Source organism: Siphonobacter aquaeclarae (assembly GCF_900103285.1).
GTDB classification, from domain to species: domain Bacteria; phylum Bacteroidota; class Bacteroidia; order Cytophagales; family Spirosomataceae; genus Siphonobacter; species Siphonobacter aquaeclarae.
On the sequence record NZ_FNGS01000003.1, the window covers coordinates 643,132 to 663,799 of the forward strand.

The following is a 20,668-nucleotide window of genomic DNA, read 5'->3' on the forward strand; positions in this document are numbered from 1 at the left end:
GGTTTGACTCTTACTGAGGAAAAGAATCCCATTAAATCCATGCAACAGCGAGTATTGAAGGTACACCCTTCGGACAACGTGATAGTGGCGCTGACGGACCTGAAAAAAGGGGAGGTCATCACTTTTGAGGGTGTCGATTATGAACTGGTCGACGACATCGCGGCGAAACACAAATTTCTGACCGAAGACCGGGCCGTGGGAGAGCACATCACCATGTACGGCGTGCTGGTCGGAAAGGCAAAGCAGGCCATTCCCCGCGGCGGGCTGATGCATACGTTCAACACCACGCACGCGTCAGACGATTTCGGTCTCGGAACGCGTAAGCTGGACTGGCACAAGCCCGATACCGGCCGCTTCGAAGGCCGGAGTTTCATGGGCTATCCCCGCCAGGACGGCAGCGTCGGTACAGCCAACTACTGGATCGTTTTGCCGATGGTTTTCTGTGAAACGCGCAACCTGGAAGTCATGCGGGAAGCGCTCGTAGACTCCCTCGGCTACGCGAAAAGCCAGGTCTGGAAAGATCAGACGGATCAGTTGGTCAGCCTGTACAAGGCCGGTAAGTCGGTCGCGGAAATCCTGGAAGCAGACGTAGCCGTTGAAACCACGACCGGTACCTCCTCCCGCCTGTTTCCGAATATCGACGGCGTCAAATTCCTCAACCATGAAATGGGTTGCGGTGGTACCCGTTCCGATGCGCAGGCACTTTGCGGGCTTCTGGCCGGGTACGTAACGCACCCGAACGTCGCCGGAGCTACTGTGCTCAGTCTCGGCTGCCAGAACGCGCAGGTATCGATTTTGCAGGAAGAAATTGCCAAGCGCGATCCGAATTTCTCCAAGCCGCTGCTCGTCTTTGAACAACAGGAAATCGGCTCGGAAGAAAAACTGATTTCAGAAGCAATCAAGCAAACCTTCGCCGGACTTATCGAAGCGAATAAGCTCGAGCGCCAGCCGGCTCCCCTTTCCAAACTGGTGATCGGCCTGGAATGCGGCGGTTCGGACGGATTCTCCGGTATTTCGGCAAACCCGGCTATCGGCCATACGTCTGATATTCTGGTGGCTCTGGGCGGTACGGTTATCCTGGCCGAGTTTCCCGAGCTGTGCGGCGTGGAGCAGGAACTGTCAGACCGGTGTGTCGACGAACCTACGGCGCTGCGGTTCAACTCGCTCATGAAGACCTACAACAGCCGGGCGGAAGCCGTAGGCTCCGGATTCTACATGAACCCGTCGCCCGGCAATATCAAGGATGGCCTCATTACCGACGCGATCAAGTCGGCCGGCGCTGCGAAAAAAGGCGGCACCTCGCCTGTCGTAGATGTTCTTGATTATCCCGAACGCGTCACCAAACCCGGCCTCAACCTGGTGTGTACGCCCGGAAACGACGTGGAAAGTACTACTGCGGAAGTAGCTTCCGGGGCGACGGTTGTCCTCTTTACCACCGGGCTGGGTACGCCGACAGGCAACCCCGTTACGCCGGTGATCAAGCTGTCGACCAATACCAAACTGTATAACAAGATGAATGATATCATAGACATCAACTGTGGTAGCATCATCGATGGCAACGAAACCATTGAGCACGCCGGCGAGCGGATTCTGGAGTATGTAATCCAGGTTGCAAGCGGCGAGGTTCAGCCTCATTCCGTACGCCTCGGCCAGGATGATTTTATTCCGTGGAAGCGGGGCGTGTCACTGTAGCGGGAGTTTTCAGTTTACGGTTTGCAGTTTTCGGTTCACGCAACCGAAAACTGCAAACCGTAAACCAAAGCCCGCTTTCGCCTAATTCTCTCTCCCTATGTCATTACTGCAATCCTTTCGCTGGTTTGGCCCGAAGGATCCCGTGAGCCTGCGTGACATCCGTCAGGCCGGCGCAACCGGAATCGTAACAGCGCTCCATGAAGTACCCAACGGCAAAGTCTGGACTACGGAAGCCATTGAATCCCGCAAAACCCTTATTGAAAATGCCGGCCTGACCTGGGCCGTCGTGGAAAGCGTACCTGTCCACGAGCATATCAAGCGGGGTATGCCCGACCGGGATCAGCTGATCGATAACTACAGGCAGACGCTCCGTAACCTCGGCGCCAACGGCATCAAAACGGTATGCTACAACTTCATGCCGGTGCTGGACTGGACCCGTACTGATCTTGCCTATGTGGTAGCCGACGGTTCTGAAGCGCTTCGTTTCGATGCCGTAGCCTTTGCCGCTTTTGAGCTTTTCCTGCTCAAGCGCCCGGGCGCGGAAGCCTCGTATCCGGAAGCATTCCGGCAGCGGGCCGAAGCCTACTTCCGGAAACTCAGCGAAAGCGAGAAGACCCTGCTCATCCGGAATGTTATTGCCGGTTTGCCTGGTTCGGAAGAGAGCTTTACGGTCGAGCAGTTTCAGAAAGTACTCGATTATTACGCGGAAGTAGGCGATAAAGAACTTCGTGAAAACCTGTACTACTTCATCCGGGCGATTGTGCCGGTGGCGGAAGAGGCGGGTATTCAGCTCTGTATTCACCCCGATGATCCTCCGCGCCCGATTCTGGGCCTGCCGCGGGTACTCAGCACGGCAGATGACGTCCGGCAGCTTTTCGCTGCGGCAGATTCTCCGGCAAACGGCCTGACGTTCTGTACGGGCAGTTTCGGCGTACGGGCAGATAATGACATGCCGGCTATGCTGCGGGAATTTGGTCCACGGACGCATTTCCTTCATTTCCGGAGCGTCGAACGGGAAACCGACGAAGTACCGGAAACTTTCCACGAAGCCAATCACCTCGAAGGCCATGCCGACATGTATGAAGTCATGAAAGCAGCAGTCGAAGAAATGGCGCGGCGGAAAAAGGAAGGCCGGGAAGATATACGCATCCCGATGCGCCCCGACCACGGCCACCGCATGCTCGACGACCTCAACCCCGACAAGCGTACCAATCCCGGTTACACGGCCATCGGCCGCCTGCGCGGGCTGGCGGAGTTGCGGGGGTTGGAGTTGGGGATAGAGAGAAGTTTAGGGTTTTGAGTTTAGTGTTTTGAGTGGACGGAAATCTGTTTGATGAGGGCCAAACTCTCAACTCTAAACCCCAAACTCAAAACTCTTTTATTAACTTGCGCACAATTTCGCAAAGATTGTCATCGCAAACACATGAACTTTCCCGCAGATCTCCGCTACACAGCTGAACACGAATGGATTAAGCTGGTTGATGGAAATGTAGCCCTGGTAGGTATTACCGATTATGCACAGGACCAACTGGGTGACGTTGTCTTCGTTGAAGTCAACTCGGTTGACCAGGACCTGGCAGCCAATGAAGTTTTCGGTTCTGTTGAAGCGGTGAAAACGGTTTCTGACCTGTTTCTCCCGGTTGCCGGTAAGGTAGTCGAAGTCAACGAATCCCTGAACGACAATCCCGACAAAGTCAACACCGATCCGTACGGTGACGGCTGGATCATCAAACTCGAGCTCGCCAATCCGGCAGATCTCGACGGCCTGATGGACGCCACCGCCTACGAAAAGCTGGTGGGATAAAAACATATCTTCTCCCGGAGTTCGTTGATCCGGCGGCTGGTATGCCTCTTTTTCGAAGTAATTACCCGGACAAGGAACAATGAATATCCACAGGAGATATTTGTTGTTCCTTTTTCAACATTTACCCAACATGAATCTGCTATTCCGCTCCGCCCGTATTCTGGATCCGCTTTCTCCTTTTCACCAGCAGGTGCTGGATGTTTGGGTGGAAAACGGCGTCATCCGGAAAATCGGAGAAAACCTTCCGGCAGCCCCTGCCGGACAAGAAATCCGGGCGCAAGGCCTTAGTCTTTCTCCGGGCTGGCTGGACCTCCGCGTGCATGCCAAAGACCCCGGGTATGAGGCGAAGGAAGACCTGTATTCCCTGCGCCGGGCGGCGGTTGCCGGCGGATTCACTGAAATCGTCCTCCTTCCGAATACGAAGCCGGTCGCCCAAACCAAGGAAAGTCTCGGGTATTTCCGTCGGTTTTCGGAAGAGCAGGTCGTGACCTTCCTGCCCGCCGCCGCTCTGACCCTGGGTTGCGACGGCAAGGATTTTACCGAAATGCTGGACCTGCACCATGCCGGCGCCGCAGCGTATACCGACGGCGAGCATCCGGTCTGGAATGCCGATATTCTCCTGAAATCGCTTCAGTACCTGGCGCAGGTAAACGGCCTGCTGATTCAACGGCCGGAAGAGCCCACGCTGACCGTCCACGGGCAGATGCACGAAGGTACAGTCAGCACACTCCTGGGTATGCGGGGTATTCCGGCGATGGCCGAAGAGCTGGTTATTCAGCGGGACCTGCGCCTGCTGGAGTATGCCGTTGAAACCTTTGACCTGCGCCCGCGCCTGCACTTCTCGCTTGTATCAACGGGCCGTTCGGTTCAGATGATCCGGGAAGCCAAGGCGAAAGGCCTGCCCGTTACGTGTGATACGGCAGCCCACTACCTGGCTTTCACCGACGGTGACCTCGTTTCGTTCGATACCAACCTGAAAGTAATGCCGCCGTTCCGGCCGGCGTCGGAAATCGACGCGCTGCGGGCCGGGCTGCTGGATGGTACGATCGATGCCCTCGTGTCGGACCACTATCCGCAGGATGCCGAGTCGAAAAACCTGGAGTTTGACCTGGCTGAGTTTGGAATCAGTTCCCTCGAAACCACATTCGCGACGGCGCTGACATACGGTAACCTCGGGCTGGAGAAGGTATTGGAGTTGTTTACGACCCGCCCCCGGGCGGTTTTGGGCCGCACACCGGTGACGATTGCCGAAGGGCAGATCGCCAACCTGACGGTCTTTAACCCGGAAGAGGAGTGGACGGTAACCCCGGCCGACTGGAAATCCAAGGGACGGAATACGCCTTTCTTCGGCAAAACGTTGAAAGGAAGAGTCCTGGGGATTGTCAACCAGGGAAAAAGCACCTTTTACCACGTCAAGCTGGGAGTCTAGATGATTACGAAAGTATTTGTACGGTTTGCATTACTGGCCGGAGTGCTGGCAGGACTGGCCTGTTTTGCGTATTTCTACATCCTGAAAATCAACGATGCCATGCCGCTCGGCACCCGCCGGAACCTGGGCATGGTATTCGTCTGGATCGCGATGGCGGTCGCTGCCTACCGGTACTGGAAGGTATCAGACCGGTCCCTGCATTTTCTGGAGGTATTTCTCCTTTGTTTGACGGTGATGCTGGTTGCTTCGGCGGTGGACGGGCTGCTCGTCAGCGCCTACGTGAAGTACATTGAGCCCGGGCTTATTCCGGAATACATCGCGCAGCTGAAAGTACTGGCCCTGCGCGACCAGGCGTCTATTCAGAAAGAATTCGGAAACAAGGGAAATGCCGGACTGATCGACTTTGAGACATTCCTCAAACAAATCGACCAGATTTCGCCGGAATCCATATTCTGGAGTACCTTCGGCATTTTCCGGATGATCTTCCACGTGCTCTATGCAGCGCTGATTGGAGTATGGGTCCGGAAGATGAGTCTTTAACCTGTAAAAACCTGTCTGTATGGAACCCACGCCTTCTACTGCCCGCGTTGCTCTGAAATGGGGCCTGATTTCCGGGATTATCTCTGCCGCTTTTTCGATTGGTTATCAGGTACTTGGCTTTATGCCCGACGATCCGACTCAGGCCAATATGGGTTGGGGCATGCTCGTCAATCTCCTGCAATTGGCCTTTGCCGTATTGATTCTGGTACTGGCCACGCGTGAATTCCGCAGCCAGAATGACGGCTTTATTTCCTTCGGCCAGGGAGTAGGTCTTTCGGCGTTGTGCGGCGCTGTCTGGGGTGTGACGTCGGCGGGACTTACCCTGGTATACACTCAGTTTATCGATAATTCCGCTCAGGAAAAGATGCTTTCCGGATTGCGGAATGCCTATGAAGAACGGGGAATGTCGGACGAACAGATCGACGTCGCGATGAAGGCGGTGACGTTCATGACCAACCCGGGCGTCGGTTTTGTGATGACCATTCTGGTAGGCGCGCTGACAGGCGTACTCCTTGGCCTGATCGTTGCTGCTGTCGTTAAGAAAGACCGTCCCGTATTCTGATTTGCCTATGTTTGCCATTTTCCGGAAAGAAGTACATTCCTTTCTGAGTTCCCTGGTCGGCTACGTCGTGATGGCTGTTTTTCTAACGGCTATGGGGCTGCTGGTCTGGTTATTTCCCGATACCAGCGTGCTCGACGCCGGCTATGCGGATATGGCTTCCTTCTTTCGGCTGGCGCCCTATGTTTTTCTGTTCCTCGTCCCGGCGATTACCATGCGCCTCATCGCCGAGGAACGCAAGTCCGGTACCCTGGAGCTTCTCCTGACCAAGCCGCTCACCGAATGGCAGGTTATCGGCGGAAAGTTTCTGGCCGCCTGTTTTCTGCTGCTGATCAGCCTGCTGCCGACGCTGCTCTACTATTTTTCCGTTTACCGTCTCGGTAATCCGCCGGGAAACATCGATTCGGCCAGTGTACAGGGTTCCTATCTCGGGCTGTTTTTGCTCGGATGTGTGTTTGCTGCCATCGGCGTGTATACTTCTTCGCTGACGGATAACCAGATAGTCGCCTTTTTGCTTGGGGTATTTGTCTGCTTCCTGCTCTATGTCGGGTTTAGCTCGATTGCCGGCCTGGAATGGTGGGAAGGGGCTGCCTACTGGCTGGAATGGCTCGGCCTCGATACCCAGTACAACGCGCTCGGCCGCGGACTCATTGATTCCCGAAACCTCGTCTATTTTATCTCCCTGATTCTGCTGGCGCTGGCGGGTACGTACGCCCGGCTGCGCAAGCGTAGCTGATCCTGCTTTTCATGAAACTGATAACCGCTCTGGTCGTCTGGCTGTTTGGTATGAACGCGCACGACGACAACAAACTCACTGTACCCACCGGCGGCAATACCTGGGTCAAAAATGCACCCGCCCGCAACGCCGCCTGGACGGATACCCGCACCGTTTCCCAAACGTACTTCCGCCTTGCCCAGCCGGGAAAACTGAAGGTTTCTGTGATCTGGAAATCGCCGCCCAAAGCCCGCCTGTCGCTCAAAATCGGCAACAAAAGCATGACGCTCACTCCTGCCGGAGAAAAGGAAACGTATGCCGGCGAATGGGACATCGCGGAGGCTGGATACCTTCATGCCGACTTGCAGGGTATCTCCAAAGAGAGCGAAACGTTTGGGGAAATAGAGGCCCTGGGTATCAGCGGGAGCGCCGTATCGGCCCAGACGGCCTTCGTGAAAGATAATGAAGGTAATTTCTTCTATTGGGGACGACGCGGCCCGTCTGTCCACCTGAGCTACACCCTGCCGGCAGACCAGTCGTTCGAATATTTCTACAACGAAGTCACCGTCCTGGAAGGGCAGGATGTACAGGGATCGTACTTCATGGCCAACGGTTTCGGAGAAGGGTATTTTGGCATGCAGGTTAATTCACCGACCGAACGCCGGGTTCTTTTTTCGGTCTGGAGTCCGTTTACAACCGACGATCCGAAGAAAATCCCGGAAGAACAACGCATTAAAATGCTCGGAAAGGGAGAAGGCGTGTACACCGGCGAGTTCGGCAACGAAGGTTCCGGCGGACAGAGCTACCTGAAATTCAACTGGAAGGCCGGGCAGACGTACCGTTTCCTGCTGCGCGGCGTTCCGTCCGAAGAAACAAAATCAACGACCTATACGGCCTGGTTTTTCGCGCCGGAAGAAAAGAAATGGCGGCTCATCGCGAGCTTCCGCCGTCCGCAGACCAATACCCACCTGAAGCGGTTCCATTCCTTCCTCGAGAACTTCATTCCGGAATTCGGAGATCAGGGGCGACGGGTATACTTCGGGAATCAATGGGCGAAGACGACCGGCGGCAAATGGATAGAGCTCACCGAGGCGAAATTCACCGCCGACGCTACCGGCCGGAAAGGCTACCGGCTTGACTATGGCGGCGGAGAAGAAAAACCGTACTTCTTCCTGCGCAACTGCGGTTTCTTCAACGAAACCACCCCGATTAACAGCCTCTTTCACCGCCCGGCGGGTGGGAAGGAGCCGGAGATCGGGGTACTGCCGTAAGCATGGGGCAGAGGGCGTGGGGCATGGGGTGAAAAGCTCGTACCCCATGCTCCCTGCCCTTTGCCCCTAGCGTTTCACAATGACGCCATCGGCCACAAACACCAGCGCTTTTTCCGGCTGGGTGATTTTGGCGATCTCTTCTTTCGATTTGCCGGCGTCTTCGGCGTAGTGCTTCAACTCATTTACCGGCGTGGTTTTGGTAAAGACATCGCCTTCGAATACCACGGTTTTTCCTTCAATATCCTTCGGGACGAAGAAATCATAGTCCCGGAACGTCACCCGCATGGTTTTGCCTTCGGGCAGGCGGACTTTCATCCAGCATCCCTTGACCTTGCAGACCGACTCCACGGTTCCGGTTACTTTGGTATGAAGCGTATCGGCTTTCTGCATTTTGGCGAGAAGAGCCGGTGCTGAAAGTGCATTTTCCTCGGTGATTTTGGCGCCGTGGTAGCTGGTTTGGGCCTGGGCTGCCAGTCCGGCAAGCGATACGGCCAATGCGAGAAGGATTCGTTTCATCGTGTGTTTGTTGGTAGACAAAGATACGTGTCAGTTGACGACCTGCAGCCAGCTTTTGCACTGCTTGCCGTCCGGGAAGGTAATCAGGTAATAGTAGGTGCCGGGCGCGACCGAGGGCGACCAGTCGTTCTGATAACTGGCGGACTGGTATACGGCTTTTCCCCAGCGGTTGAATACGTCGAGTTTCAGTCCGTTTACGCCGATTACAAAGGCATCGTTCTTGCCGTCTCCGTTGGGTGTTACCGCATTTGGAACTTCCAGGGGCGGTTCGATCGTAACCGATTGGGACGACGTCAGCGTACAGCTGCCGCGGGTAGCGCTTCCGGTGATCTGGTAGGTGCCGGGCTTCACGTAGGTATAGCGGACGGCCCCGCCTGACAATGAATCACCATTTCCGAATTGCCAGGTAAACGGTCCGTCTCCCTTTACCCGGATGGACACCTGGGCCGGTTTGATGCAGTCAAAAGTCTTTTCGACGACAAACTCCGGCCGGAAGGATTCGTCTATCGTGACCGTCGCCGTTGCGATACCCATGCATCCTTTGGTATCCCGTACCTGAACCGTATAACTTTTGGTAGCGCCCGGTTTGACGCGGATGGTCGCGCTGGTGGAATCGGCAACGCCGGCGCTGAGCCAGCGGTACGTCGTGCCGCCTTCCGCGCGGAGCGTCACCTCCTGTCCGGAACAGATAACCGGCTCTGAAACGGTGATTTTGGCCGGAAGCGGTTGTACCGTTACGTTGACCGATTTCTGCCCCTTGCAACCGGAGGCATCGGTGGCTTCTACCGTATATGTCGTGCTTTTTTCGGGTCTGGCGATCGGATTGGGAATAGCCGTGGAGCTGAGCGTCGGGTCGGTTTGCCAACGATAGCCTGTTCCGCCGGAGGCGGATAGCTGCACGCTTCCGCCGAGGCAAATGGTAGTGTCCCGTCTGATCTGAAAGCCCGCCTCCGTTACCCGGATAACGCGCTGATACAGTGCTTCTTTCTTGCAGCTAAGCGGATTTCGTCCAACCAGAGAAATGGTATAGGTGCCCGGTTTGGTAAAGGTATACTCAGCTGATACAGCATTGGTGGAACGGTCCAGATTCCCCAGGTTCCATTCATAGCTCTTTCCGCCGGTACTGGCATTGACGAATTGCAGCTTCAGCGGCGCGCAGGCGGTGACGGTATCGCTTTGTTTGACGCCGTCCCGGACGATGTCAAAACGTACGTCCAGGTTGTCGATATCAAATTTGAAAACGGCGTTGTTGCAGTTGGAAGAGTTATTGGCGGACGACCAGGCCCCCGGCGTAGTCGGAAAAGACGACGGATGACAGGAACAAACGGCCTGGTAGACAAATCCTTTTTTGTCGAACCGGGAAGTACCTCCGTCGACGTGGTCGCCCCGTACTTCCCGCGAGGAAACGGTATTCCCGAAAAATGTCCCGTACAGCAACGATTTGGCATTGCTTTCGAGCAGGGCGAGGTAGAAGTTACTTCCGTCGGTGGTCTTCTGAAACGCATCGGAGGTGACGGGTAGTCCGGTCGTGTTGCTCGCGAGCGCAATAGGTGAGTCGAGGGTATGGTTGACATTCCCGCCCCAGCCGGCGAGGTAAATGTTTCCACATTCATTGACAAGAAAAGCCGTCGGCGCGATGTCCGGCTTTCGCCGCCCGCTTCCGATTACCGTCGAAAACAGGGTCTTCGATAAGGCAGGATCGAAGGCGTGGATAAACTGGCAGCTGTTGCGGTTGGAATAGGTTCCGGCGGTTACCGGATACTGCCCGTTGTCGCTGATTCCGAAGACATACACGTTGTCGGCCTGATCGAGATCGAGCAGCATCGCAACGTCGGCATTAGCCGTAGCCAGTCGCTGGCTCGTTTTGATCGTACCGGACGCATCCAGGCGCGCTACCCAGCCATCTTCCGGCTTTTCGAAGTTGTCGCGGATGGCGCCGCAGACGTAGATATCGCCCGACTTGCCCGTCCGGATACCGTATGCGCCGCTGAACCCGGCCATCAGGTTGGGTTTTCCCCACAATAGTGTGGATAAGTCTGTGGAAAACTTCAGTACGGTAGCGGTCAACTGGTCCGGACGTTTCAGCGGTATTTGTCCCGGCGTGGTGGTGGCGACGAGGATATTATCCTGCGCGTCGGTCATGATTTCACCCCGGTAGGCATCTCCATAGTTACGAATATTGAGGAGACTATTGAGATTCAGACCATCGTTGGACTCTGTTCCCCAATAGGTTGCGGCTTTGAGCGTTTTCCCGTCAGTACTGAGCCGGGCAATGAAAATATCGCTGCCGTTGGCGTAGTCCATGCCGTTGAGCGGAGCGTCGGGGCCGGATAGCTGTGTACCGCCGGCGAAGGTCTTCTGGTACGCATTGGTACTGACGGGGAAGTTCTTTGAAGACGTTGTCCCGAAAATAAGCAGGTCTCCCTGTGCGCTGACGATGAGGCTATGCGGGATATCCGTTTGCGTGCCGCCAAGGTACGTGGCGTAGAGCAGGCGGGTTCCGGTGGGATTAAACTTCAGAATCGCGACATCCCAGAGGTTTCCGTTCCCGTTTCCGGCGTAGTTGAGCTGGTACGCTCCGGCCGTCACGGGAAAGCCCTGTGCATTGGCGGAACCGCCGGAAAGCAGGTTGCCGTCGGCATCGTACGTGGCGGTATGCCCCCAGTTATCAGCATAGGAGCCGGAAAACGTCGCGAAGATGAGTTCGGGGTCGATGACGAGCGACTCCCGTTTGTCGTAGCCGTCGGGTAAATGAAAGGAAACTACCCGTTTGTCCTGCACGGTAAAATGTCCGCGAACCAACTGCGTTTTGCCTTTGATTTCCTGATAGTTATACGGATTCAGCTCCCGGAATTCACCAAAGGTTGTTTTGATCTGGAGGTTTCCCTGGGTGGATACCGAAAGGTCGTCGGCTCCCTCGTACTTCATCCGGATCAGGGAAGGGTCGGCTCCGGGACGAACGATAAACTCATACTTGATCGTGGCGTGGTGCGCGAAAAGCCGCAAGTCGATACCCGGGTAGAGGTCGCGGTAACGTACTTCCCCAAAGCCTTTTACATCGGAAGCCCACCGGCCAGGGTCGTTGCCGAGGAAGTAGTTCCGGGAAACGCCGTCGGGCAGATCACCTGCCAATTGGGTCGACGGGCTCGCTCCTTCGAAACGCACTTTTACCCCGTGCAGGCGGAGCGGGGTATTGGCGGGCAGCGTATTGTCGTGTAGTTTCTGGAAGTACTCTGTGTCGTAAAAAACGTAGTCGAGACCATCTGCCCGCAGGTCGAGCTGTCCTCCCGGAATCTGCATGCGGTACCGGATGGATGCGTCCCACTGCCCCTGATTGCTGACAAACGAAACCGGTTGATTTTCAGCAAAAAGAGCAAAGCAAATCCAACTGAAGAGAACGGTATAGAGGTAACGCATGTATTCGAACGAGGGTTATCGAACGAAGATACACATTTTCAAAACGGGAAGCAGACCGGGAAAAGGCTTTGCGGTGAATGCCGGGAAAAGCACGCCCGCGCAGGATAATCCGTAGAAAGAGAAGGCCTATTTATACTGCTGAATATCAATGGCCTGAGAGCAGAAGGCATACTCGGAGGGAACGTTCGATCCGATCAGGATGATCTGGTCACCGGGTAATTGCTGTACTTCCCGGAGGTACCAGTCGGTGTTCCGGGCATCGAGGTTGGAGGTAGGCTCGTCGAGGATAATGAGACGTGCTTCCGACCAGAACGCCAGTCCGAGTTTCAGGCGTTGTTTCATCCCGGAAGAAAAATTACGAATGTACTTGTCGCGGGAGGCCGTAAGATCCAGTCGCTCAATAAAGTCAGGCGTCGAAAGACCCTGTTTGAGAGGCTTGAATTTCCGGTGAAAATCGACCAGTTCGGTCAGGGTGAATTCTTCAATCAGCTCCAGGTACGGGGCGGCGATGACCACGTGGCGGTAGACCGCATCGTCCTGAACGGAACCGTAGCGGATGCTTCCTTCGGTTGCCGGCATGGAGCCGGCGATTACCTGGAGCAGGGTGGATTTTCCGGAACCGTTGGGGCCGGTTATGGCAACGCGGCTGCCCGGCGCGAGGTCGACCGACAGGCGGCGGAAGATCCATTCCCGGATAAACCGTTTTCCAAGTTGTTCGAGCTGAAGCTGCATGAGCAGAAAAAAGGGGCAGGAAACCCTGCCCCGAAAGTCGTTTATTCGACGGGTCCGCCTTTTCCGGGGCCCCGCATGATACCCCGTTCGGAGGAGCGGATGAAGTTGACAATTTCGTCGCGCTCCGCGGACGCCGGCAGTTCGATTTCGATCCGGTTAAGGGCTTCGGTATTGTTGTAGCCCTTGAGGTAGATATGCCGGTAGATTTCCTGGATTTCGGCGATTTTTTCGTTGCTGAATCCGCGCCGGCGGAGGCCGATGGAATTCACACCCGCGTAGGAGATCGGGTCCCGGCCGGCCTTGCTGTACGGCGGAATATCCTTGAGAACTTTGGATGCGCCCGACACCATGGCATGTACGCCGATTTTGGAGAACTGGTGAACGGCCGTTGCTCCGCCCAGAATGGCCCAGTCGCCGATTTCCACGTGTCCGCCCAGAATAACGGAGTTGACAATCACGCAGTTATCGCCGATATGGCAGTCGTGCGCAATGTGCACATACGCCATCAGGAGGCAATTGGAGCCGATCTGCGTCTTGCCGGAAGCAACCGTCCCCTTGTTGATCGTGACACATTCCCGGATAGTCGTGTTATCGCCGATCACCGTGAGAGTCTCTTCTCCGTTGAATTTCAGGTCCTGGGGAATAGCGGAGATACTTGCTCCCGGGAAAATACGGCAGTTTTTGCCGATACGCGCACCTTCAAAAATGGTGACGTTCGATCCAATCCAGGTACCTTCTCCGATTTCCACATTTTTGTGGATCACAGCGAAGGGTTCAATCACCACATTGGGGGCAATTTTCGCATCCGGGTGGACGTATGCAAGTGGCTGTATCATTCGTTCTTTCACGGCATGCTGACGGCGGTTTCCCGCCGGGCAGGCTTATTTTTTTCGTACTAAACTCGCTGTCATGTCACTTTCCATCACCAGCTGGCCGGCTACCCAGGCCTGACCGTGCATCTTGGCGATGCCGCGCTTCATCGGCGCCATGAATTCGCATTTGAAGATGACGGTATCTCCCGGAACGACGTTCCGGCGGAACCGGCAGTTTTCAATCGCCGCCAGGTAAGCCCAGTAGTTTTCCGGATCCGGGACGGTACTCATCACCAGAATACCGCCGGTTTGCGCCATTGCTTCGATCTGAAGCACACCGGGCATCACCGGGTTATTGGGGAAGTGACCCATGAAGAACGGCTCGTTTATCGTGACGTTCTTCACGCCGACGACGCTGTTCTCGTCCATGTAGATCACCTTGTCGATCAGTTGGAACGGATACCGGTGGGCCAGCAGATTGGAGATCTGCTTGATGTCCATGATCGGCGGAATCTTCGGATCGTAAGTCGGGATCTTCGGCTTCTGCGTTTCCAGCATCAACTTTTTGATTTTCTTGGCGAGTGCGACGTTGGCCGCGTGGCCGGGACGTGCTGCCAGAATCTGCGCTTTGAGCGGCCGTCCGACCAGCGCCAGGTCGCCGACAACGTCCAGCAGTTTGTGCCGGGCCGGTTCGTTGGCGTAGTGCAGGTCGACGTTATTGAGAATACCTTTTCCGGGAATGACGCTGACGCGGGGCTTGCCGAGGAGTGAAGCCAGGTGATCCAGCTCGCCGTCTTCGAATTCCCGGTCTACAATCACAATCGCGTTGGAAAGGTCGCCTCCCTTGATGAGGTTCGCCTTGAAAAGAGCCTCCAGTTCATGCAGGAAGCAGAATGTACGGCTCTTCGCAATCTCCTGCTTGAAAAGGGAGAGGTCGTTGAGCGTCGCATGCTGGCTGCTGAGAACCTTGGAGTTGTAGTCTACCATGACGGTCACCCGGTAATCGTCGAGCGGAAGCGCAGCGATTTCCACGTCCCGTTCCTTGTCCCGGTAGCGAACTTCCGTCGGTACTTCAAAGTAGTTCCGGAGGACGTTCTGCTCGGCAAGGCCGGCGTCTTCGAGGGCGTCAATGAATTTGATGGAAGAACCGTCCATGATCGGAGGCTCGGGGCCGTCGAGCTGAATGAGGCAGTTATCGATCTGAAGACCGACAAGCGCCGCCAGCGTATGCTCGACCGTGTGCACACGGGCGCCGTTTTGCTCCAGGGTGGTACCGCGGGAAACGTCGACGACGTTATCCACATCCGCATCCACGATGGGCTGGCCGGGTAAGTCAATCCGCTGAAACTTGTAACCGTGATCGGGCGGAGCCGGGACAAAAGTCATCGTGGCTACAACGCCGGTATGTAAACCAACGCCCGACACGGTGACGGGCTTCTGAATGGTGTGCTGTTTGAGGTTCATCGTGGATGAACAGCTATCGACTGCCCGCGGGATTTTACCCGGAAGACCGATCGCCCGGAGCAGCTAAATAACTGGTAACGCTAGCTATTAGCGGGCAAAGTTAACTCTTTCAGGATTTTTTCCAGTTCCTTCACCCGCTTTTCGAGTTCAGGAAGTCGACGAACACCCACCTCCGTGCGAAGATTCTCCCGGTTTTCCATAGCGGGACTACCGCGAAGGACAAGTCCTTCCCGCTCCCAATTCTTCGAAATACCGGATTGAGCCGTGATGATGGTTTTGTTGGGAACATGAAGATGTCCGGCGATACCTACCTGCCCGCCGATCATACACTGCTCGCCGATTTTAGTGGAACCGGAAATGCCGGTCTGAGCGGCTATGACTGTATTCCGGCCAATTTCAACGTTGTGAGCGACCTGGATCAGGTTGTCGAGCTTGGCGCCATTACGGATAATCGTGGCGTCTTCGGGCATCGTCGCGCAGTCGATCGTCGTGTTGGCACCGATGGATACATTGTCCTCCAGAACCACATAACCGAGCTGCGGAATGCCTTTGTAGCTGCCGTCGGCCTGAGGGGCAAAACCGAACCCGTCAGCCCCGATTACCGCATTGGCATGAAGGGTACAGGAAGCCCCGATTTTACAATTGTCGTAAATGCGGACGCCGCTGTACAAAATGGTATTATCTCCGATGACAACATTTTCGCCAATGTACACATGCGGATAAATCTTCACATTTTTTCCGATGCGGGAGTGATCACCGATGTAGGCAAATGCGCCGAGGTAAATGCCTTCGCCGATTTCGACATCCTTGCCGACACGAACAGGCTCCTCCGTTCCGGTTTTCCGGAAAGTAAGCGCATTATGGTATACTTCCAGCAGACGGGTAAAGGCCGTGTAGGCATTGTCCACCAGAATGAGGGAAGGAGAATAGGCTTTCTTGGGCTCGAACGTCCGGTCTACAATAACCGCCGACGCCGACGTCGTATACAGGAAATGCTCGTACTTCAGGTTGGACAGAAAACTGATGGCCCCTTCGGTCCCTTCCTCGATCTTGGATAACCGATTCACCTTCAGATCGGAAGGGCCTTTGACTTCACCGCCCAACAGTTGGGCCACCTGTGCAATAGTAAACTCCATAAGTGATCGAAAACGACGGTTAGGAATTTGTTCCTCGGTGGCGGCCTATATGCTCCGGACTTGGGAAAATACAACAAAACCGCCTGTAAACCGGGTTTTTTGTGGCAAAGATACAAGAGAAATCAGATGAAAAAGAAGGACCCCGGTCATCGGAGGCAAAAATGGAGCATTTTTCTGCAAAGTTATTTTAGTGAGAAGTTTGTGTTAACCGGCCGGTTCGGTCCGGGCGCCAAATTGCTTAATTTTTTTAAAAATGACAGGGCTTATGGGATGAAAGGTAATGTGCTGATAGTCAGTATTTTGTGAATAAAGAAAAGGAGGCGGGAAGTTTGCTACAGGGCCGTGAAATACCAACCGGGAGTATACGGGACTCACGGCATTTTCTGGCTTGTGTCAGATGGAAAAAGAAGACGACTCCCGACAGGCGTCAGGGCTGAACCCTCGGTTGCGTCCAATGCAAAAACGGACGCTTACGGATCGGAATGGTTACGCCGGTAAACGTAGCGACAATCACCGAAATGAGCAGGACGACAAAGCAGATCTCGGCCGTATAAATCACACTCATCACCGGTTCAGGTTCTTCGTAGCGCCGGATGACAATGCCGGCCAGCGCCCACATCACCACCAGGCCATAGGAAATGCTGTGAACCGTGAAGAGCACGCCGAGCGTCAGGAGGGTACCGATGCCGATCAGCAGCATCGCCCAGGTCTGCCCGCCGAGGCCCCACTGGTTCCAGTTGACCGAGACCAGCCAGGCGGTAATATTGGCGATGGTTGCCATGGATATCCAGCCCGCATACAGGCCGAAAGGTACTTTCGTCAGCAGGTACTGCCACCGCCGGGCCCGCAGGCTCGCGATGACCTGGATACGTTCGAGCAGGATAAGCTGGGTACACAGCAGAGCAAGCATGATTCCAACCGAAAGCGCCACCTGTTCATAATGCCAGGCGACAATCCAGGAGGCGTTCAGGAGATTGGATACAATCAGCCAGGGCCCTATGCGGGATACAAGCCGGGTAACCAGGCTGTCCGGATCGTTCCGGAATAGTCCCTTTAACTGGAAAAGAACGAAGGCGCCAAGCGTCAGGTAGATGACCCCCCAGATGGAAAAGGTAAGACCGGCCGGTGTAAAGAGGTTCGGATACTGGTCGGAGAGCTCACGCGTCGTCTTTCCGTTGAGCGGAAGGGTAACAGCGGCCCAGTTGGCGGCAATAGCCAGCAGAAACGTCAGCAGATTGAGCAGGCGGAGGACAGCCTCCCGGCGAATGGGTTTCATAGTTGTTTCGGTTATGTGCGGCGAGTGGTTTCGACGTGGCTGACTTGCCCGTGGCGGAGGTTTTCCGGAAGAATCTCCTGTTCGACGACGATGACGGTCTCGGCTTTAGGCGTAATACCCCGTCCGTACCGGCGGACATAAACCTTCGTAAACTCCGCTCCGAAGTACAGAATCGTCGCCGAATAGTTGACCCACAGCAGGATCAGGACAATGGAAGCGGCCGAACCGTATGCCGTTGCTACGTTGGAGCTACCCAGGTACAGGCCGATCAGAAACTTCCCCACCATGAAAAGTACCGCTGTGAAGCCGGCTCCTGCGAGCGAATCTTTCCAGTAGAGCTTTCCATCCGGCAAAACATTGAATATCAGAGCAAAAAGCAAGGTAATGACCACGAAAATGACAGCCAGGTTGACGAGGTAAAAGAAGAATACCAGATTGGTATGGAACATGCGCTGCAATTGCTCGCCGAAAACATCGAGCAGGGAATTGAGAAGCAGCGAAACCAGCAGCAGAAAACCGATACTGACAATCATGGAAAAGGATAGCAGGCGGTTGATCAGCAGTTTCAGCCATCCTTTGCGGGGTTTGGCCCGGAGTGACCAGATCCGGTTGAGCGAATCCTGCATTTCCCCGAATACGCCGGTCGCCCCGATGAGCAGGGTGATAATACCGGCAACAAGCGCCGTTCCCGACCGGTCCGACAACTCTGCCCGCTTCAGAAATTCCTGAATCTGGAGGGCGGCGTCCTTCCCTACCAGCCCGCGTATCTGCCCGAAAACTTCACCCTGAATGGCGTCTCTTCCGAAGAAAATACTGCAGAGCGAAATCACCACGATCAGCATCGGAGCAAGGGAAAAGATCGTATAATAGGAGAGCGAGGCGCTCATTTTGAGGGCATTATCCTCTGAAAATTCTTTGTAAACCTCGCTTAAAAAATCAAGGGTCAAACGTAATCGCTTCATCAGATGTGGAGTGGTTTATCAGGGGTACTACCATTTCAATGCCACGGACATTCCCCGTTGTGCCTCAGAGATGGTTCCCCGCGCTGGGGAATAATTTGCCCGAACTTCCGGAATTCAGACGTATAGAGGCGGGTGTCAGTGGTGGCAAAGAGTTTTTTCTCAAAAAGGCATCACGATTCATCCTAAACCTGAACAAGTTATGCGTAGTCTGTTGTATATCATCGCCGTTCTCCTCGTGATCGGCTGGATCATCGGAGTCGTTGGGTACAGCGCCGGAGGTTTGATTCATATTTTGCTGGTAATTGCGCTGGTGTCTCTTCTGCTGACGTTTATACGCAGGGGAACAGTCTGACCGGATTACCTTAGAACCACACACTGATATGTCCTATGCCGTTATCGCCTTGCTGGCCCTGGGATTAGGGGCTATGCTGGCAGCGCTGATTGACTGGTTTACCCAGGGCAGTGAACTGGGATATTACCGTCCCGGAAAACACGTCCAGCGCTCCGATTTCAGTCATTTCATCCGGACCGTACGGAATAAATCGGCCCGGGTTTGAGATAAGTTCTTACCCGAAAGGGTTTGTTAGGTTAGGTAAAACAATGGGGGAAAAGGAAAGTCCGGTAGCGATGCTGTCGGACTTTTTTGTTGGCTTTAAGCCGTAAGCTGTATGCGATAAGCTATAGGTGTGCCTTCCGCAGCCTATAGCTTATCGCATACAGCTTACAGCCGACGATAAAGCCTTCAATCCACTGCTTACCGCCCCAAATTGCCGCTCATCCAAAAAGGTCTGTGTACAATTCCGGACTCGGCGTAACATTGAGCTATCAACACGCTGATCTAACCGTACCGATGAGGCAGAAACTGTGGCTGGCGATAGTGCCGGTTTTTCTTTGCTTGTCCGTCTTCGCCCAGGAAACGCGGGCGGTCCGGAAATTGACCCTGCAGGAATGTGTGGATGTCGCCTGGAAAAATAACCTCCAGGTGAAGCAGAGCCAGGTGCAGGTGGACGTCAACCGGAACAACCTGGCGCAGTCGCAGGCCAATCGGTTGCCTACGCTCAACGGTTCCGCCGGGCAGGGGTTAAACCTCGGGCGGAATATTGACCCGTTTACCAACACCTACGTCACCCAGACGCTGAATTACACGAATCTGGGGCTCAATTCGTCCGCTACGATCTACAATGGCGGAATTATCAACAATACCATCAGGCAGAATGACCTGCTGCTTCAGGCCAGCGAGCAGGATGTACAGGCCAGCCGCGACCAGGTAGCGCTCAACGTCGTCCTGGCGTATCTGCAGGTTATCAACAATGAAGATGTCCTGTCTGTAGCCCGTGCCCAGGTCGAAATTTCGGCCCAGCAGGTAGCGCGGACGGAAAAACTGGTACAGGCGGGCGCCCTTCCGCTGGCGAATCTCCTGGACCTGAAGGCGCAGCTTGCCAACGACGAGCTTTCAATCGTTACGGCAGAAAACAACCTGGCGCTGTCGCGTTTGCAGCTGGTTCAGCTCATGAATGACAAATCGATCCGGGAATTTGAGCTGGATCGGTTAAGCGTTAATACCCCCGGCGACGGATACGACGCCGGTATTCAGCAGATCTACGATGTGGCGGTAGGCACGCAGGCAGCGGTAAAAGCCGCCGAACTCCGGACGCTTAGCGCCCGGAAAGGTGTTGATATTGCCCGCGGCTCATTCTATCCCTCACTTGGATTCAACTTCAGCATGGGGTCCAACTACTCCAGCGCTGCGAAACGCTCGCGCCTGGGAGAGCCTACATCGGTGAGTACTTCGGCGGAGGTGGAATTCAACGGACAGAAAGTTCCGATTACCTTCACGACCCAGCAGCCTACGTACCTGACATCGGCTATTCCCTGGGCGAATCAGCTGACGAACAACGTCAACGGCGGTATCGGCGTGGCGATGCGTATACCGATTTTCAACGGATACCAGGTACGGTACCGGACGGCCAACGCGATCCTCAACGTTAAAAACCAGGAATACCAGACAGAAAATACGAAACTTCAGCTCCGGCAGAATATTGAGCAGGCATACGTCAACATGACCGGATCGTCGAAAAAATACGCTTCGCTGAGCAAGCAGGTAGAATCCCTCGAGCAGGCCTTTAAGGCCGCCGAAAGCCGGTATAATGCCGGCGCAATCAATGCCGTGGATTACAACCTGGCGAAGACGAATCTCGACCGCGCCCGGATCAACCAGGTGCAGGCCAAGTACGACTACATCCTGCGGATCAAAGTACTCGACTACTACCAAAACAAACCCTTGTCCTTCTGACACATCAACCGGCATACCCTCGGCAGGGCCGGCTTTAACACCCGTTTCAC

Annotated in this window: 19 protein-coding genes; 11 read left to right on the plus strand and 8 right to left on the minus strand. The window is 55.0% G+C overall.

The window, feature by feature from the left end; all coding sequences use genetic code 11:
• Positions 1-39: 39 nt before the first annotated feature.
• The 8 genes from BLR09_RS09870 (at position 40) to BLR09_RS09905 (ending at position 8,010) form a co-directional block, all read left to right on the plus strand.
• Positions 40-1,692 (plus strand): UxaA family hydrolase, encoded by a 1,653-nt coding sequence (locus BLR09_RS09870; RefSeq protein WP_093201070.1) that lies wholly within the window; start codon positions 40-42, stop codon positions 1,690-1,692.
• A gap of 97 nt (positions 1,693-1,789) precedes the next feature.
• Complete coding sequence (uxuA, locus tag BLR09_RS09875) at positions 1,790-2,992, plus strand: mannonate dehydratase (protein WP_093201072.1); 1,203 nt, start codon at positions 1,790-1,792, stop codon at positions 2,990-2,992.
• Between the two features lie 123 nt (positions 2,993-3,115).
• Positions 3,116-3,496 (plus strand): glycine cleavage system protein GcvH, encoded by a 381-nt coding sequence (gene gcvH, locus BLR09_RS09880; protein ID WP_093201075.1) that lies wholly within the window; start codon positions 3,116-3,118, stop codon positions 3,494-3,496.
• Between the two features lie 130 nt (positions 3,497-3,626).
• Entirely contained in the window at positions 3,627-4,925 is a 1,299-nt protein-coding gene (locus BLR09_RS09885) for a dihydroorotase (RefSeq protein ID WP_093201077.1), read from the plus strand.
• A complete protein-coding gene (locus BLR09_RS09890) occupies positions 4,926-5,465 on the plus strand; it encodes a DUF4199 domain-containing protein (protein WP_093201079.1) in 540 nt (179 codons plus the stop codon).
• 19 nt (positions 5,466-5,484) lie between these two features.
• Positions 5,485-6,027, plus strand: coding sequence for a DUF4199 domain-containing protein (locus BLR09_RS09895; protein WP_093201082.1), 543 nt, complete (start codon positions 5,485-5,487; stop codon positions 6,025-6,027).
• Between the two features lie 7 nt (positions 6,028-6,034).
• Positions 6,035-6,760: a gliding motility-associated ABC transporter permease subunit GldF gene (gene gldF, locus BLR09_RS09900; protein WP_093201084.1), complete on the plus strand. Its 726-nt coding sequence runs from the start codon at positions 6,035-6,037 to the stop codon at positions 6,758-6,760.
• An 11-nt stretch (positions 6,761-6,771) separates the two neighbouring features.
• The gene (locus BLR09_RS09905; RefSeq protein ID WP_093201087.1) at positions 6,772-8,010 is read left to right on the plus strand and encodes a DUF3472 domain-containing protein; all 1,239 of its coding nucleotides are present in this window, start codon (positions 6,772-6,774) and stop codon (positions 8,008-8,010) included.
• A 66-nt stretch (positions 8,011-8,076) separates the two neighbouring features.
• On the opposite strand, the gene BLR09_RS09910 is transcribed toward BLR09_RS09905, so the two are convergent.
• The 8 genes from BLR09_RS09910 to BLR09_RS09950 all read right to left on the minus strand — a co-directional run bounded on the left by BLR09_RS09910 (position 8,077) and on the right by BLR09_RS09950 (position 18,325).
• On the minus strand, positions 8,077-8,526 hold the full coding sequence (locus BLR09_RS09910; protein ID WP_093201090.1) for a DUF4920 domain-containing protein: 450 nt from the start codon (positions 8,524-8,526) through the stop codon (positions 8,077-8,079).
• Between the two features lie 30 nt (positions 8,527-8,556).
• Positions 8,557-11,943 (minus strand): DUF7948 domain-containing protein, encoded by a 3,387-nt coding sequence (locus BLR09_RS09915; protein WP_093201092.1) that lies wholly within the window; start codon positions 11,941-11,943, stop codon positions 8,557-8,559.
• A 126-nt stretch (positions 11,944-12,069) separates the two neighbouring features.
• Positions 12,070-12,675, minus strand: a complete 606-nt coding sequence (locus BLR09_RS09920) for an ABC transporter ATP-binding protein (RefSeq protein WP_093201095.1) — start codon at positions 12,673-12,675, stop codon at positions 12,070-12,072.
• A 41-nt stretch (positions 12,676-12,716) separates the two neighbouring features.
• A complete protein-coding gene (gene lpxA / locus BLR09_RS09925; protein WP_093201097.1) occupies positions 12,717-13,511 on the minus strand; it encodes an acyl-ACP--UDP-N-acetylglucosamine O-acyltransferase in 795 nt (264 codons plus the stop codon).
• Positions 13,512-13,556: 45 nt separating this feature from the next.
• Positions 13,557-14,951: a bifunctional UDP-3-O-[3-hydroxymyristoyl] N-acetylglucosamine deacetylase/3-hydroxyacyl-ACP dehydratase gene (locus BLR09_RS09930; RefSeq protein WP_093201100.1), complete on the minus strand. Its 1,395-nt coding sequence runs from the start codon at positions 14,949-14,951 to the stop codon at positions 13,557-13,559.
• A gap of 80 nt (positions 14,952-15,031) precedes the next feature.
• Positions 15,032-16,087: a UDP-3-O-(3-hydroxymyristoyl)glucosamine N-acyltransferase gene (gene lpxD, locus BLR09_RS09935; RefSeq protein WP_093201103.1), complete on the minus strand. Its 1,056-nt coding sequence runs from the start codon at positions 16,085-16,087 to the stop codon at positions 15,032-15,034.
• Positions 16,088-16,514: 427 nt separating this feature from the next.
• Positions 16,515-17,363: a hypothetical protein gene (locus BLR09_RS09945; protein WP_093201108.1), complete on the minus strand. Its 849-nt coding sequence runs from the start codon at positions 17,361-17,363 to the stop codon at positions 16,515-16,517.
• An 11-nt stretch (positions 17,364-17,374) separates the two neighbouring features.
• Complete coding sequence (locus BLR09_RS09950; RefSeq protein ID WP_093201111.1) at positions 17,375-18,325, minus strand: YihY/virulence factor BrkB family protein; 951 nt, start codon at positions 18,323-18,325, stop codon at positions 17,375-17,377.
• A gap of 199 nt (positions 18,326-18,524) precedes the next feature.
• Here BLR09_RS09950 and BLR09_RS25300 point away from each other — a divergent pair, with 199 nt between their 5' ends.
• The 3 genes from BLR09_RS25300 to BLR09_RS09955 all read left to right on the plus strand — a co-directional run bounded on the left by BLR09_RS25300 (position 18,525) and on the right by BLR09_RS09955 (position 20,618).
• The gene (locus BLR09_RS25300) at positions 18,525-18,677 is read left to right on the plus strand and encodes a lmo0937 family membrane protein (protein WP_143011071.1); all 153 of its coding nucleotides are present in this window, start codon (positions 18,525-18,527) and stop codon (positions 18,675-18,677) included.
• A gap of 28 nt (positions 18,678-18,705) precedes the next feature.
• A complete protein-coding gene (locus tag BLR09_RS25490) occupies positions 18,706-18,882 on the plus strand; it encodes a hypothetical protein (RefSeq protein ID WP_176785506.1) in 177 nt (58 codons plus the stop codon).
• Between the two features lie 293 nt (positions 18,883-19,175).
• Entirely contained in the window at positions 19,176-20,618 is a 1,443-nt protein-coding gene (locus BLR09_RS09955) for a TolC family protein (protein WP_093201113.1), read from the plus strand.
• Positions 20,619-20,668 lie beyond the last annotated feature (50 nt).